The following is a 15154-nucleotide window of genomic DNA, read 5'->3' on the forward strand; positions in this document are numbered from 1 at the left end:
TTTGCCCGCCGACAGGCGCGTACCGCCTATATTGAAGGATCCACGTCAGCGACATCGCACCCCGGCCACGGCTTGGGTACAATCGTCGACCTATTTGATCAGGTAACAGGACCTTTCCATGATCGCTTGCCTGCGGCTGCTTGCAGCCCTCTGTTTCGCTGCCTTGCTGGCAGCCTGCGCCAGCTCGCCTTCGTCCCGTCTGGGCGAGTTGCCGCGCACCCCGGATGCCAGCATCGAGCAACTGCTCGAACAGGCGGCTGCGAGCCAGTCGCCGGAGGAGGCCGCGCTGTTGCGCCTGAGCGCGGCCGATCAAGCCTATCGCCAGAAAGACTACCCGCGTGCCACACGCATTCTCGAACAAGTGAAGCTCGATTCGCTCAAGCCCGCGCAGCAGGTCTTCGCCAGCGTGCTGTCGGCAGAACTGGCCATGAGCCGCAACCAGCCCAAGGCAGCGGTCGACGCCTTGTCGCACCCGAGCCTGCAGTACATCGGCCAACTGCCGCCTGAGCTGCAGGTGCGCACCTACAGTGTCCACGCGGCCGCCCTGGAAGCCGATGCCCAACCTCTGGAGGCTGCCCGCCAGCGCACGCTGCTGGCGCCGCTGCTGAGCGAGCCGGCGGCTGCCGCCAAGAACCAGGAAGCCATCTGGACGCTGGTCGCGGCATTGCCCGTCGAGCAACTGGAAGGCGCCAGCCAGGGCACCGACGACCTGGCGGGCTGGGCCAGCCTGGCCCTGGCGGTCAAGCGCGCCGGCACGCTGGAGACCCAGCAGGCCGCGATCGACGCGTGGCGCAAGCAGTACCCGAACCACCCTGCTGCCCGCCAGTTGCCGGAATCCCTGGCCAAGCTGCGTGAGCTGGCCAATCAGCCGCTGACCAGCATCGCCTTGCTGTTGCCCCAGGAAGGTCCCCTGGCCAACGTGGCCAAGGCCCTGCGCGACGGCTTCATGGCCGCGCACTTCCAGGCGACCCAGGCCGGTCAGCCTGCGCCGAAGATCCAGGTGTTCGACAGCTCGCGCATCACCTCCCTGGACGACTTCTACCGCGACGCCCAGGCTGCCGGTGTCCAGCTGGTGGTCGGCCCGCTCGAAAAACCGCTGGTCAAGAAGCTCGCCGACTACCCGCAGCTGCCCATCACGACACTGGCCCTGAACTACGCCGATGCCGGCCAGAAGGCGCCTGCCCAGCTGTTCCAGTTCGGCCTGGCCGCCGAGGACGAGGCCCGCGAAGTCTCCCGCCGCGCCCATGCCGACGGCCGGGTACGTGCCGTTGCGCTGGTGCCGAGCGGTGAGTGGGGCGATCGTGTCCTCAAGGCCTTCCGTCAGGACTGGGAAGCCCGTGGGGGCACCCTGCTGGCCGCCGACCACATCGCTCAACCCGTGGCCCTGGCCCAGCAGATCGCCGACCTGCTGCAACTGCGTCAGAGCGAAGGCCGCGCCAAGAGCCTGCAAAGCGCTGTCGGCGGTGACGTCGCCGCCCAGCCGGCCCGCCGTCAGGACATCGACTTCCTGTTCCTGGCCGCCACGCCACAGCAGGCCCAGCAGATCAAGCCGACCCTGAACTTCCAGTACGCGGGCAACCTGCCGGTCTACGCCACCTCCAACCTGTACAGCGCCAGTGGCGACGTCAACCAGTACAACGACATGAACGGCGTGCTGTTCTGCGAGACGCCATGGTTGCTCGACACCACCAATGGCAATGCCCTGCGCCAGCAAGTGGTTCAGCAGTGGCCGCAAGCCGCAGGCAGCCTGGGCCGCCTGTACGCCATGGGCGCCGATGCCTACGCCCTGGCACCCCGCCTGGGCCAGCTCAAGGCCTTGCCCGACAACCGCATCGACGGCCTGTCCGGCAGCCTGAGCCTCAACCAGAACCAGCGTGTCGAGCGTCAGCTGCCGTGGGCGCAGTTCACCGGAGGCCAGGTTCAGCGCCTGCCGGACACGCCACGCTGATGCCTGTCTCGTCACCCACCTCGCAAGGCCAGCTGGCTGAACGCCAGGCCCTGGCCTTTCTTCAGGCGCAGGGTTTGCAGTTGCTGGCACAGAACTGGCGCTGCCGGGGTGGCGAGCTCGATCTGGTCATGCTCGACCGCGATACAGTAGTATTCGTCGAAGTCCGCTACCGCTTGCACGCGGACTTCGGCGGCGCCCTGGGCAGCATCGATGGGCGCAAGCAGAAGCGACTGGCGCTGGCCGCCAGCCACTTCCTGCACCAGGCGCCTCGCTGGGCCAGTTATCCCTGCCGTTTCGACGTGGTCGCCCTGCAAGGCAGCCAGCACGCCGGACAACCGCTTCAATGGCTGAAAAACGCCTTCGAATGCTGAATCCGTTCTATCACTCTGCTCCGTGTTTCGCGGGCTGGTCTCGTGGTGCGCGTCGCGCCGGCCACCGCCCCATTTAAGGTCTCACCAGATGGACATGCAATCCCGAATTCGCCGGCTGTTCCAGGCCAGCATCGACACCAAGCAACAGGCGATGGACATCCTGGCACCGCACATCGAGCTGGCCAGCGAAGTCATGGTCAACGCCTTGCTCAACGAGGGCAAGATGCTCGCCTGTGGCAACGGCGGCTCCGCCAGCGATGCCCAGCATTTCTCCTCCGAGCTGCTCAACCGCTTCGAGCGCGAGCGCCCGAGCCTGCCGGCGATCGCCCTGACCACCGACAGCGCCACACTCACCTCGATCGCCAACGATTACAGCTACAACGAGATCTTTTCCAAGCAGATCCGCGCCCTGGGCCAGCCCGGCGACGTGCTGCTGGCGATCTCCACCAGCGGCAATTCTGCCAACATCATCCAGGCGATCCAGGCGGCACATGATCGAGAAATGATTGTCGTAGCCATGACCGGCCGCGACGGCGGCGGCATGGCGTCACTGCTGCTGCCCGAGGACGTCGAAATTCGCGTGCCGTCGATGGTCACCGCACGTATCCAGGAAGTCCACCTGCTGACGATCCATTGCCTGTGCGATCTGATCGACAGCCAACTGTTCGGGAGTGAAGAATGAGCCCACGACGTTTCGGCCTGATGACCCTGACCCTCTGCCTGAGCCTCTCAGGCTGCAGCTCGGTCATCAACACTGCGCGGGAAAAACCGATCGAGGACGATCGCAGCACCCGCACCCTGGGGAGCAAGATCGACGACTCGTTGATCGAAACCAAGGTCGAGGTGAACATCGCCAAGGCCAGCCCCGACCTGGACAAGCACTCGCACATCGTCGTCAGCAGCTACAACGGCGTGGTATTGCTTGCAGGCCAGACCCCACGGGCCGACCTCAAGAACCTGGCCGAGCAGACCGCCAGCCAGGTCCAGCGGGTCAAGAAGGTACACAACGAGCTGCAAGTGATGCAGCCCTCCTCCCTCCTGGCGCGCAACAACGACGCCTGGCTGACCACCAAGGTGAAGGCTCAGTTGTTGGGCGATGCCGACGTGCGCAGCTCGCGCATCAAGGTGATCACCGAGAACGGCATCGTCTACCTGCTGGGGCTGGTCAGCCAGCAGGAAGCCAACCAGGCGACGGCCGTGGTGCAGGGCGTGGCGGGCGTGCAGAAGATCGTGAAGCTGTTCGAGTACATCGACTGACGAAGCAGGTGTCCATCTGGGACGCCTGAAGAAATGACTGCGTGGGCCCGCCGGGCCCATGCGTGGCTTGCCCACGACGCAGGCGGCGCCTGACAGGGCCCTATCGCTGGCAAGCCAGCTCCCACTCAGACCTCAACAACCTGTCGGTGTCGGCATGGCTGCGCACGCAGCTTGTGGGAGCGGGCTTGCCCGCGATGCAGGCGACGCCTGACAGGACCTTATCGCTGGCAAGCCACTCACACAGACCTCTGTAGCCTGTCGATGCTGGCATGGCTGCGCACACAGCTTGTGGGAGCGGGCTTGCCCGCGATGGCGGCTATACAGTCACCGCACACTCTTCACAAGCTGCGCCCTCTCGATCAGCGGCTCACTGCCCGGTCCGCGCCTCGCTCAGCACCAGCCGGCCATTGTCATCCAGCGGGATGGTCGAGCCCGGGTCACGGTCCATCTTCACCTGCCCGGCCTTGTCGCCGATCGAGTACTTCACGTTGTACCCCACCACTTCCTCGCTCACGTCATTGACCGTGCTGCAGCGCGTCTGCGTGGTGGTGTAGGTATCGCCGTTCTGCATGTGCTCCTGCACCTTGTTGCCTGCATACCCACCGCCTACCGCACCGGCGACGGTGGCGATCTTCTTGCCGGTACCGCCACCGATCTGGTTACCCAACAGCCCACCGGCCACCGCGCCCAACACGCTTCCGGCGATCTGGTGCTGATCCTGGACCGGCCGCTGGCGGGTGACGGTCACGTCCTTGCACACCTGGCGTGGGGTCTTGATGGTCTTCTTGATCGGCTGAACGTCGGTCACCTGGGCATACTCAGGCCCCTTGTTGACCAAGCTGTAGGTGGCGAATGCACCTCCGGCAGTCACTGCGACAGCACCCAGGACCGCACCCACGAGCATTGATTTGTTCACCTGAACCTCCTGATCTTGTCTGCGGGTCCGCGCCCGCGCTCTTCCCGGCCTTGGAGCGAAAAAAAAGGCGCGAGTTCAATGCTCGCGCCTTCTTCGTGCCCGCCCAGGGGCGTCAGGACAGGGTCATGGACGGTCGTCCACACCTTCGGCCTTGACCGGCGGGATCAGGTCTTCGCTGTTCAGGTTCAGCCAGATCAGCACCACGTTGGCGATGTAGATCGACGAGTAGGTACCGGCCAGTACGCCGATGAACAGCGCCAGCGAGAAGCCGAACAGGTTGTCGCCGCCGAAGATCAGCAGCGCACCGATGGCCAGCAAGGTCGACACCGAGGTGGCGATGGTGCGCAGCAGCGTCTGGGTGGTGGAGACGTTGATGTTCTCGATCAGCGAGGCCTTGCGCATGACGCGGAAGTTCTCGCGTACCCGGTCGAAGACCACGATGGTGTCGTTGAGCGAGTACCCGATGATCGCCAGCACTGCCGCGAGCACCGTCAGGTCGAAGGTGATCTGGAAGAACGACAGGATCCCCAGGGTCACCACCACGTCGTGGATCAGCGAGATGATCGCACCGACCGCGAACTTCCACTGGAAGCGGAAGGCCAGGTAGATGAGGATGCCACCCAGGGCCAGCAGCATGCCCAGGCCGCCCTGGTCACGCAGCTCCTCGCCCACCTGCGGGCCGACGAACTCGACGCGCTTGACCACGGCCGGGTTGTCGCCGCCAGCCTGCTGCAAGGCCTGTGCGACCTTGGTGCCCAGCTGCGGGTCGTCGCCCGGCATGCGCACCAGCAGGTCGGTGGTGGCACCGAAGCTCTGCACGATCGCTTCGTGGAAGCCCGACTTGGACAGCTCGTCGCGCACCGTCTGCAAGTTCGCCGGGCGCTCGTAGGTCAGCTCGATCAGGGTACCGCCGGTGAAGTCCAGGCCGAAGTTCAGGCCCTTCTGCCACCAGCTGAACAAGGCCAGCACGGTGAGCAGCACGGTAACGGCGAACGCGACATTGCGTACGCCCATGAAGTTGATGGTTTTCATGGCAGCCCCTTAAACCCACAGCTTCTTGATGTCACGCCCGCCGCAGGTCAGGTTGACCATGGCACGGGTCACCATGATGGCGGTGAACATCGAGGTGAAAATCCCGAGGGACATGGTGACCGCGAAGCCTTTGACCGGCCCTGTGCCCATGGCGAACAGGATGCCGCCGACCAGCAGGCTGGTCAGGTTGGCGTCGATGATCGCGGTGTAGGCGCGGTTGAAACCTTCATGGATGGCGCGTTGTGCCGACAAGCCCGCACTCAGTTCCTCGCGGATCCGCGAGAAGATCAGCACGTTGGCGTCGACCGCCATGCCCATGGTCAGCACGATACCGGCGATACCCGGCAGCGTCAGGGTCGCGCCGAGCAGCGACATCAGCGCCAGCAGCAAGACCATGTTGCCCGCCAGGGCGATGGTGGCGATCACACCGAAGCCGCGGTAGATGGCGATGATGAACAGCGAGACGAACAGCATGCCCCACAGCGACGCATCGATCCCCTTGGTGATGTTGTCGGCACCCAGGCTCGGGCCGATGGTGCGTTCTTCGGCGAAGTACATCGGGGCGGCCAGGCCACCGGCACGCAGCAGCAGGGCCAGTTCGGACGATTCGCCCTGGCCGTTGAGGCCGGTGATGCGGAACTGGCTGCCGAGGGCGGACTGGATGGTCGCCAGGCTGATGATCTTCTTCTCTTCCTGGAAGGTCTGCACCGCGACGTCCTTCTCGACGCCGTCGACGACCTTCTTCTCGTAGCGCGTGATCGGCTTCTGCTCGATGAAGATCACCGCCATGCTGCGCCCGACGTTGGTGCGCGTGGCACGGTTCATCAGCTCGCCGCCATGGCCATCCAGGCGGATGTTGACCTGCGGACGACCATGCTCGTCGTAGCCGGCCTGGGCATCGGTCACCTGGTCACCGGTGATGATCAGGCCGCGCTCGACGGCGGCGGAGCGATCCCCATCACGGAACTCGAAGACCTCGGTGGTCGCGCGCGAAGCACCGGGTTCGGCGCCGAAGCGGAACTCCAGGTTGGCGGTCTTGCCGAGGATGCGCTTGGCTTCGGCGGTGTCCTGCACGCCCGGCAGTTCGACCACGATGCGGTTGGCGCCCTGGCGCTGCACCAGCGGCTCGGCGACGCCCAGCTCGTTGACGCGGTTGCGCACGGTGGTGAGGTTCTGCTTGACCGCGTAGTCGCGGATCTCGGTGACCTTGGCCTGGGTCAGCGCCATACGCAGGACCGCCAGCTCGTTACGCTCGGTGGTGGTCAGGTCGAAATCGTTGAAATTCTTGCGCACCAGGCTGCGGGCCTGTTCGCGGGTCGCATCGTCGGCGAAGCCGAGCATGATCGCGCCGTCCTGCTGCGGCAGGCTGCGGTAGCGGATGCGTTCTTTGCGCAGCAAGGTCTTGACCTCGCCTTCGTACACTTTCATGCGCGCGCTCATGGCCTTGTCCATGTCCACTTCCAGCAGGAAGTGCACACCACCGGACAGGTCCAGGCCGAGCTTCATGGGGCTCGCGCCGAGGTTGCGCAGCCACTGCGGGGTGGTCGGGGCCAGGTTCAGCGCCACGACGTAGTCATCGCCCAGCACCTTGCGGACCACGTCCTTGGCAGGCAGCTGGTCTTCCTGGTTGGCCAGGCGCAACAGCGCGCCCTTGCCCTGCTCGCCCAGGTTGGTGCCCTTGACGGTGATGCCGGCATCGGTCAAGGCCTTGCTGGCACGGTCGAGGTCGGCCTGGTTGACCTGCAGCGCCGTGCTGGCACCGCTGATCTGCACCGCCGGGTCGTCCGGGTAGAGGTTGGGAGCGGAATAAATGAAGCCGACCGCCAGTACCAGCACGATCAGTGCGTATTTCCACAGAGGGTATTTGTTGAGCATCACGCCGCCCGTTCAAGACGCGGGGCGCGTTGCGCGCCCCACTGGAAAATAAAACCGGTAACTCAGATGGCCTTGAGCGTACCTTTAGGCAGGGTCGCCGCCACGGCGCCCTTCTGGAACTTCAGTTCGACGTTGTCGGACACTTCCAGCACCACGAAGTCGTCGGCGACTTTGACGATCTTGCCGGCGATGCCACCGGTGGTCACCACTTCGTCACCCTTCTGCAAGGCGCCGAGCAGGTTCTTCTGCTCCTTGGCACGCTTGGCCTGCGGGCGCCAGATCATCAGGTAGAAGATGACCAGGAAACCGACCAGGAAGATCCACTCGAAGCCGGTACCGGCAGGGCCTGCGCCAGCAGCAGGGGCAGCATCCGCATAGGCGGCTGGAATCAGAAAGCTCATTTGACACTCCGGTTGTTAACTCGTGATCGCGACGTCATCGTCTGCGATGTCACAGGAAGGACAGTCACGCCAAAGGCGGCACGGGAAGCCCGCGTTTGGCATAGAAGGCGTCGACGAAGGCGGCCAATTTACCCTGTTGAATAGCCTCGCGCAAACCAGCCATGAGGCGCTGGTAATGCCGCAAGTTATGAATGGTATTCAACATGCTGCTCAGCATTTCACCGCACTTGTCCAGGTGGTGCAGATAGGCGCGGGAGAAGTGCGTGCAGGTGTAGCAGTCGCAGGTCGGATCCAGCGGCGAATCATCGTGGCGATGGAACGCGTTGCGGATCTTGATCACCCCGGTGTCGATGAACAGATGGCCGTTGCGCGCGTTGCGCGTGGGCATCACGCAGTCGAACATGTCGACGCCGCGGCGCACACCCTCGACCAGATCTTCCGGTTTGCCTACCCCCATAAGGTAACGAGGTTTGTCAGCCGGCATCTGCCCCGGCAGGTAGTCCAGCACCTTGATCATCTCGTGCTTGGGCTCGCCCACCGACAGCCCGCCGATCGCCAGGCCGTCGAAGCCGATCTTGTCCAGCCCCTCAAGCGAGCGCATGCGCAAGTCTTCGTGCATGCCGCCCTGGACGATGCCGAACAGCGCGGCGGTGTTGTCGCCATGGGCGTTCTTCGAGCGTTGCGCCCAGCGCAGCGACAGCTCCATCGAGGTGCGCGCGACGTCCGGCTCGGCCGGGTACGGGGTGCATTCGTCGAAGATCATCACGATGTCCGAGTCCAGGTCACGCTGGACCTGCATCGACTCCTCCGGCCCCATGAAGACCTTGGAACCGTCGACCGGCGAGGCGAAGGTGACGCCCTCTTCCTTGATCTTGCGCATGGCGCCCAGGCTGAACACCTGGAAACCGCCGGAGTCGGTGAGGATCGGGCCTTTCCACTGCATGAAGTCGTGCAGCCCGCCGTGCTTCTTGATCACTTCGGTGCCCGGGCGCAGCCACAGGTGGAAGGTGTTGCCCAGGATGATCTCCGCACCGATGGCTTCGATGTCCCGTGGCAGCATGCCCTTGACCGTGCCATAGGTGCCCACCGGCATGAAGGCCGGGGTCTCCACGGTGCCACGGGGGAAGGTCAACCGACCGCGACGGGCCTTGCCGTCGGTGGCCAGCAGTTCGAAGGACATACGACAGGTGCGACTCATGCTTGATCCTCTGGGCCGCGTGGCGCGGGATTGCGGGTGATGAACATGGCATCACCGTAACTGAAGAAGCGGTACCCCTGCTCCACCGCCGCGGCGTAGGCGGCCATGGTCTGCGGGTAACCGGCGAAGGCCGAGACCAGCATCAGCAGCGTGGACTCCGGCAGGTGGAAGTTGGTGACCAGAGCATCGACCACGTGGAAGGGCCGGCCGGGGTACAGGAAGATGTCGGTGTCGCCGCTGAACGCCTTGAGCTCGCCATCGCGCGCTGCGCTCTCCAGCGAACGCACGCTGGTAGTGCCCACGGCGACCACGCGCCCGCCCCGGGCACGGCAGGCCTGCACCGCCTCGACCACGTCCTGGCTGACCTCCAGCCATTCCTTGTGCATGTGGTGGTCTTCGATGCGATCGACGCGCACCGGCTGGAAGGTGCCGGCCCCGACGTGCAGGGTGACGAAGGCCTGCTCGACGCCCTTGGCGGCGATCTTCGCCAGCAAGGGCTCGTCGAAGTGCAGGCCCGCCGTCGGCGCGGCCACCGCACCGGCGCGCTCGGCGTACACGGTCTGGTAGCGCTCGCGGTCGGCGCCCTCGTCCGGGCGGTCGATGTAGGGCGGCAGCGGCATGTGCCCGACGCGCTCGAGCAGTGGCAGCACCTCTTCATTGAAGCGCAGCTCGAACAGGGTCTCATGCCGCGCGACCATCTCGGCCTCGCCCCCGCCGTCGATGAGCAGCACGGTGCCGGCCTTGGGCGCCTTGCTGGCGCGCACGTGGGCCAGCACCCGGTGGCTGTCGAGCACGCGCTCGACCAGCACCTCGAGCTTGCCGCCGGAGGCCTTCTGGCCGAACAGCCGCGCCGGGATCACCCGGGTGTTGTTGAACACCATCATGTCACCGGGCTGCAGGTACTCCAGCAGGTCGGTGAACTGCCGGTGCGCCAGCGCCCCGCTCGGCCCGTCCAGGACCAGCAGGCGACTGCCATGGCGCTCGGCCAGCGGATGGCGGGCGATCAGGGAATCAGGGAGTTCGAAAGAAAAATCGGCGACGCGCATGATGATGTTCGGTTCGACAGGGCCGGGAAGTTTAGCCCAACGCGTGAAAATTCACCATGAAAGCCGATTGACCGGCCCCTGGAGCCTCTCTATACTGCGCCCCCACAAGCCCTGATGGCGGAATTGGTAGACGCGGCGGATTCAAAATCCGTTTTCGAAAGGAGTGGGAGTTCGAGTCTCCCTCGGGGCACCAAGATCCAGAAAAAACCGACCTTAGCGTCGGTTTTTTTGTGCCTGTCATCCGCCGATCAAGCATCCCTCTCTTGAACTCTGCGCGCGCAGTCATGCCGCGTGCTAGCCGTCGATGCCCGGACACATCACCCGCGCAATTTCATCGAACGTTCGATCCTGACTCGCCCGCTCGGCCGCGCTCAGGAACCCCTGCTGCTTCACGAACCCGGCGCTCTGCTGGCGAATCGCGTCCACCTGCTTCCACAACACGTCCGCCTGTTCGTGGGTCAAGCGCTGCGCCCGGCGCAGGTTGCCGATGTCGGCCTGCAGGACGTTGGCGCGCATCGCGATGTGGACGTGGCGTGGGTCGGAGAGCTCGCCGCCGGGTTGGCCGGCGATCTGGCGTTGCTGGGCCAGGTCGCAGCTGGGCAGGTCGGGCTGAGGGCCGGCAGCCAGCGCGCCGAGGCTGATCGAGGTCAGGAGAACGGCTGTCACACACTTCATGGAAGGCTCCAACGGTTGAGGTCGCATGCGAGCGACGAGGACATGCCAGCTATGAGTGGGCCGGTGTGACTTCGTTCCTGGCGTGAAGGGCTGCCGTGCCGACTCATGCCCTGCCCGTGTCGCCCTCTGGTCAGCGCAACCCGTCCAGCGGCACGAAGATCCAGCCTTCACGGGGGTCGATGCTCGCGTCAGGCTGCGCCAGTTTTTCGGGTGCATGGCGGAAGGTCCAGCCGACCAAGGCGCAGGTCAGGGCGTCGTCGATGTCCTGATGGACCGGGGTCGCCCCGGTGGATGCACCCTGGGAAGCCGTTCGAAACGGTGCCCTCAGCGTCTCGATGTACGCCGAACGCTTGCAGGCCGACGGGTAGGCTTCGATCGCGGTCAGGCCCTGGCCATCGGTCCAGACGCCGCACCGCATCACCTGGGGAGCGTAGCGGGCCAGGAAATGCAGGCCCTTCGTGGCCTGGCTGCCGATCATGTCCTTGAGTGGCGACAGCGGTGACAGCCCGCGCTGGAACAAGAAGTGTTCGGTCTTGCGGTGCAGGTACGGGTTGCTGGACGACGTGCCGACGGTGTCGACGGCACGCCCCTGGACCACAAGGTCGATAAAGGGCGTCGAGAACCCCAGGGGCGTGTCGATGGCGAACAGCAGCGTGGGCCGCTCGCACGTCGCACGATCGACCTGGCACAGCCCCAGCACCGCGTCGGTCAGCTCGGCGCTGGTGGCCGCCCGGTTGAACACGGCCCTGAGGTTGCCGCGCCAGGGCGTGCCGACCTGGCGTCGCCGATCGTCGAGCAGCACCAGCGCATCCCGGCTGCTGGGGTTCTTGTCGCAGTTCCAGCCGCCTACGTCCCACCCCACGAACACCGTCGCGCTCATCTCGATCCTCGTCCGCTTGCACAGGCCTGCCCGTTCGACCGCACGCGCACTAGATCATCACGACCCGTTTGGGTAGCTCTCTGAGCGTGTGGAACGGGCTGACCAGGCGGATCGGCGTGCCGTTGATCTGGGTCAGGCGACCGCTCCAGGCGTCTTCGTACAGCTGCTTGAGGTCCTGGCGGTCATCGTCGGTCAGTTGGCTGTCCGGGCCGTAGTTCATGATCGACACGGCGTTCTGCACCCCATAAGGCGTCGAGGGGAAGCCGGCCTCGCGCTGCGGGGCGAACCAGTGGCGCAGGCCGAACACATGGCCCAGTTCGTGGGCGAGCGTCTCGATCTGTTCGGCTTCGTCCTGCTTGAACAAGGTCGGGTAGATGACCAGGTCGTGCCGACCGGGATCCGGGAAGAACGCGCTGGCCAGCACGCAGCCGCCGGTGTCGTCACAGCGCTCGACGGGCTGCACCACGACCTGGAAGTCCCAGGCGTCGTCATCGCGGGCAAAACTCACCGGGACCGCCTCGCCCCAGGCACGCAGCGCCTTGCAGAACAAGGCCTCGATGGCGGCCTTGACCGCCTCGGGGTCCTCGAAGGGCAGCAGCGACTGCTCGCGGAAGCGCCAGCGCAGGATCGAGCCCTCGCTCCACAGCGGGATGAAGCCCTGGGTGGCGTCGAGCTGCAGCTCGGCGATGTTGCGCACGCCGCCTCGGGACTCGGTGTCGCAGATGATCGAGCTGTGCGGGCCATACCGGTGCACGTTCGAGTGCGCCGGGTCTGGCGTGGTGTGGGACTTGAGACGAAAGGGGTTTGCCGTCACTGGCTCGTCGGGCGGCTGCTTGGGGGTTCTGGGCGCCATGGTCGCTTACCTGCGTCGAAGGGGTGTGCTTGAACCCTAGTCGAGCGCGCGGTGAGCGCAAGGAGGGAGCGGGCAGAGGCCGTCTGCCCTGCACCGGGCGTCAGGCGGCGCGAGGTACGCGCTGCTCGGCGTAGGCGAAGAACGCCTGGAGGTCCGGCACCGACAGCAGGGGCGCGATCGACAGGATCTCCTCGTGGGGCCAGGTCCACCAGGCCAATGCCAGCAGGCGCTCTCGGATGTCTTCGGGGAAACGGTAGCCGATGACCTTGGCCGGCACGCCGCCGACGATCGCGTAGGGCGGCACATCCCGGGTCACCACCGCGCCCGTGGCGACCACCGCGCCGTCGCCGATGGTCACGCCGGACAGAATCGTCGCGGCGGTGCAGACCCAGACGTCATTGCCGATCACCACATCGCCCGTGGCCGGTGTCGGGTCGGGCATGTCCAGGGAGAGGAAGGCATGGAAAGGGTACGAGGTGACCGAGTCGATGCGGTGGTTGCCGCCGAGCAGGATGCGCGAGGTGCCTGCCAGCGACGTGTAGGCCCCGATCTTCAAGGTCTGCCCGGCGCGGTAGTCCTGCACCGTCGGCGTGCCGTAGGAGCCGCGCCCCATGCTGTAGCGGGGGTAGCGGGCGAGGAACTCGGCACGACCTCGGTCGACCTTGGACAGCCCCTTGATGCCCTTCTTCAGGACTTTGTTAAAACGTTTCTTGGCCGCCGACGGCCCCAGCAGCCGGCGCGCCAGGCGGACTTGCCAGGCAGTGCGTGCGGCGGTCAGGACCTGGTCGACCGGGTCGTCGGCCATGGGCATGGGGATATTCTGGTTCATGTATCGATCTCTTCGACTCGGCGTTCCTGCCCGACGGCAGAGGTGTCGATACTAAACGGCCCGGCCTGGCTTGTCCTGCATCGGCACCTCGATGCACAGGTCATTCGGGCGCGCGGGCGTCAGGCCTGTCACCGGGCGCGTGCCGGCCGGCGTCGAGAAAACGCGCCTGATCCCGTGCACTCGGTAGCTGACAACGGTCGTATCGGCCGAACCAGCGGTAGCGGTGTCGCGCCACGAGGTCATAGACCGCATCGCGTACGGCCTTGGGCACGTACTGCAAGACGCTCAACCAGTGCCAGCGCCTGGACAGCCGTGGCACGAGTTCGAAGAACGCATCGGAGCGGACCCAGAGCTGGTCGTCGCGGATCACGGCCACGGTGTTGAAATGCTGTCGTGGCAGGCCTGCCCAGGCCAGCAGCGCCTGCCCTTCGGGCGATTGCACGGTCGCCAGGCGCAGGCTCGCCTGGGGGTCGTTGCGCAGCAGGAAGTGCACCACGCCGTTGCAGAGCTTGCAGACCCCGTCGTACAGCACCACGGTTTCACCGGGGCGTAGCAGGGGCGCGGGGGTCGGTCGTCGTTCGGGAACGGGCATCGCGACGGTCTCCGTGGATGAGGGCAAGCTACACGCTAGCACTTATTCGCTGATAGCTTGCAGCTTATCGCCAGCCCCCGCTGCCCCCTCAGCCGGCCGCCCGCTGCTGATCCGGAGGGACCATCACGATCCGGTTACGCCCAGCGTTCTTGGCCTCGTACAAGGCCATGTCCGCGGCATGCAGCCAGGCGTCGGCGCTGCTCAGACGATTCTCGAACGGCGCGACACCGATGCTCAAGCTCAGACGCAAGCCTGGCAGCCGTGGATCCTGCCAGGCTTCGATCGCCTGACGCAGGCGCTCCAGTACCTCGATGGCATCGGCAGCGGTAACGTCGGGCAACATCACGCAGAATTCGTCGCCGCCATAGCGGGCGGCCGGGTCACTCTTGCGCAGTTGGCCGGTGAGGGCGCTGCTGATCACCTTGAGCACCTCGTCCCCGACCAGATGCCCATAGCGGTCGTTGACCGTCTTGAAGTGATCGATGTCGATCAGGGCCAGTGTGTTGACGTGCGCCACGTCATGGCAGCGCTGGAACTCCAGGCGCAGCAGCTCTTTCCAGGCACCATGGTTGATCAGCCCGGTCAGGCTGTCGGTCTTGCTCAAGTGCGTCAGGGTGCGCTTGTGAGCGCTGAGCTGGGAGGTCACGCGGTAACAGACCAGGCCGACCACCATCGGGTAGATCAGCAGGATCGGCAGGCAGGCGAGCATCTGCCCTTGGGTGGTTTCCGGGAACACAGGGGGCGCGTAGGCGCACAGGATCACCACGATGCCGACTGCCTGCGCCAACAACACCTTGCCCAGCATCTGCATGCCACCGGCAGCGATCTTGTCCATGGCGATCATCGACAGGATGATCACGCTCGGCAACGGGTTCAGGCCCATCGCCCCGGCCCAGCAGCCGCCAAGCAGACCGTCGCAGACCAGATTGCGCTGCTCGGCACGAAACGGCTGGGCGGAACGACGCGCCAATTGATAGGCCACGTGCGGCCAGAGGAAACCGTGGGCCAACAGCAAGCCCCACAGCCACCAAGCCGGCTGCTGTGGCCAGAGGCCGATCATGACGCAGAAAAAGCCCAACCCCGTGCCCAGGGCGCGAGGCACGTGCATGCGCTTGGCAAAGGAAAGGCCTTTGCCCGTTCGTTCACTCATCAAGGTTCACCGAGTTTAAGCTGTCCATGTCTACTGCACCGGACAGGCGGCAAGCCAGGCTTGCGGTTCGGCGGTAACATTATTGTGCCACTATTGAAAAGCAGAGTTCAAACCTCTCGGACGAGGGACCC

16 protein-coding genes and 1 tRNA gene are annotated in these 15154 nt (G+C 65.3%); 5 read left to right on the top strand and 12 right to left on the bottom strand.

Features of this window, described 5'->3' with window-relative positions:
* Positions 1–118 precede the first annotated feature (118 nt).
* From G7Z99_RS07445 to G7Z99_RS07460, 4 genes are all read left to right on the top strand, one after another.
* A complete protein-coding gene (locus G7Z99_RS07445; protein WP_181092927.1) occupies positions 119–1948 on the top strand; it encodes a penicillin-binding protein activator in 1830 nt (609 codons plus the stop codon).
* Positions 1948–2319 (top strand): YraN family protein, encoded by a 372-nt coding sequence (locus G7Z99_RS07450; protein ID WP_181092928.1) that lies wholly within the window; start codon positions 1948–1950, stop codon positions 2317–2319. The genes G7Z99_RS07445 and G7Z99_RS07450 overlap by 1 nt, the downstream gene beginning before the upstream one ends.
* An 88-nt stretch (positions 2320–2407) precedes the next feature.
* The gene (locus G7Z99_RS07455) at positions 2408–3001 is read left to right on the top strand and encodes a phosphoheptose isomerase (protein ID WP_060392661.1); all 594 of its coding nucleotides are present in this window, start codon (positions 2408–2410) and stop codon (positions 2999–3001) included.
* Positions 2998–3576, top strand: a complete 579-nt coding sequence (locus G7Z99_RS07460; RefSeq protein ID WP_181092929.1) for a BON domain-containing protein — start codon at positions 2998–3000, stop codon at positions 3574–3576. Before G7Z99_RS07455 ends, G7Z99_RS07460 begins: the two co-directional genes overlap by 4 nt.
* Positions 3577–3943: 367 nt before the next feature.
* On the opposite strand, the gene G7Z99_RS07465 is transcribed toward G7Z99_RS07460, so the two are convergent.
* The 6 genes from G7Z99_RS07465 to queA all read right to left on the bottom strand — a co-directional run bounded on the left by G7Z99_RS07465 (position 3944) and on the right by queA (position 10044).
* Positions 3944–4492 carry a glycine zipper 2TM domain-containing protein gene (locus G7Z99_RS07465; RefSeq protein ID WP_181092930.1) on the bottom strand — a complete coding sequence of 183 codons (549 nt, stop codon included), beginning with the start codon at positions 4490–4492 and terminating at the stop codon, positions 3944–3946.
* A gap of 123 nt (positions 4493–4615) precedes the next feature.
* A complete protein-coding gene (secF, locus tag G7Z99_RS07470) occupies positions 4616–5524 on the bottom strand; it encodes a protein translocase subunit SecF (RefSeq protein WP_181092931.1) in 909 nt (302 codons plus the stop codon).
* Positions 5525–5533: 9 nt separating this feature from the next.
* Entirely contained in the window at positions 5534–7399 is a 1866-nt protein-coding gene (secD, locus tag G7Z99_RS07475; protein ID WP_181092932.1) for a protein translocase subunit SecD, read from the bottom strand.
* Between the two features lie 62 nt (positions 7400–7461).
* Positions 7462–7800, bottom strand: coding sequence for a preprotein translocase subunit YajC (gene yajC / locus G7Z99_RS07480; RefSeq protein WP_181092933.1), 339 nt, complete (start codon positions 7798–7800; stop codon positions 7462–7464).
* Between the two features lie 64 nt (positions 7801–7864).
* Positions 7865–8980, bottom strand: a complete 1116-nt coding sequence (gene tgt / locus G7Z99_RS07485; RefSeq protein ID WP_172798486.1) for a tRNA guanosine(34) transglycosylase Tgt — start codon at positions 8978–8980, stop codon at positions 7865–7867.
* Between the two features lie 14 nt (positions 8981–8994).
* Positions 8995–10044 (bottom strand): tRNA preQ1(34) S-adenosylmethionine ribosyltransferase-isomerase QueA, encoded by a 1050-nt coding sequence (gene queA, locus G7Z99_RS07490; protein ID WP_181092934.1) that lies wholly within the window; start codon positions 10042–10044, stop codon positions 8995–8997.
* A 108-nt stretch (positions 10045–10152) separates the two neighbouring features.
* Here queA and G7Z99_RS07495 point away from each other — a divergent pair.
* Positions 10153–10237 (top strand) — tRNA-Leu (locus tag G7Z99_RS07495).
* Between the two features lie 101 nt (positions 10238–10338).
* Here G7Z99_RS07495 and G7Z99_RS07500 read toward each other — a convergent pair.
* From G7Z99_RS07500 to G7Z99_RS07525, 6 genes are all read right to left on the bottom strand, one after another.
* Positions 10339–10719 (bottom strand): hypothetical protein, encoded by a 381-nt coding sequence (locus G7Z99_RS07500; protein WP_181092935.1) that lies wholly within the window; start codon positions 10717–10719, stop codon positions 10339–10341.
* Between the two features lie 130 nt (positions 10720–10849).
* Positions 10850–11599, bottom strand: coding sequence for a hypothetical protein (locus G7Z99_RS07505; RefSeq protein ID WP_181092936.1), 750 nt, complete (start codon positions 11597–11599; stop codon positions 10850–10852).
* Positions 11600–11648: 49 nt separating this feature from the next.
* Positions 11649–12452: a matrixin family metalloprotease gene (locus tag G7Z99_RS07510; protein WP_181092937.1), complete on the bottom strand. Its 804-nt coding sequence runs from the start codon at positions 12450–12452 to the stop codon at positions 11649–11651.
* A gap of 100 nt (positions 12453–12552) precedes the next feature.
* The gene (locus G7Z99_RS07515; protein WP_258196978.1) at positions 12553–13281 is read right to left on the bottom strand and encodes a CatB-related O-acetyltransferase; all 729 of its coding nucleotides are present in this window, start codon (positions 13279–13281) and stop codon (positions 12553–12555) included.
* A 100-nt stretch (positions 13282–13381) separates the two neighbouring features.
* Positions 13382–13873, bottom strand: a complete 492-nt coding sequence (locus tag G7Z99_RS07520) for a thiol-disulfide oxidoreductase DCC family protein (RefSeq protein ID WP_181092938.1) — start codon at positions 13871–13873, stop codon at positions 13382–13384.
* A gap of 88 nt (positions 13874–13961) precedes the next feature.
* Positions 13962–15023 (bottom strand): diguanylate cyclase, encoded by a 1062-nt coding sequence (locus G7Z99_RS07525; RefSeq protein ID WP_181092939.1) that lies wholly within the window; start codon positions 15021–15023, stop codon positions 13962–13964.
* Between the last annotated feature and the right edge of the window lie 131 nt (positions 15024–15154).

Source organism: Pseudomonas entomophila, assembly GCF_013523165.1.
In the GTDB taxonomy this organism is placed as follows: Bacteria; Pseudomonadota; Gammaproteobacteria; order Pseudomonadales; family Pseudomonadaceae; genus Aquipseudomonas; species Aquipseudomonas entomophila_A.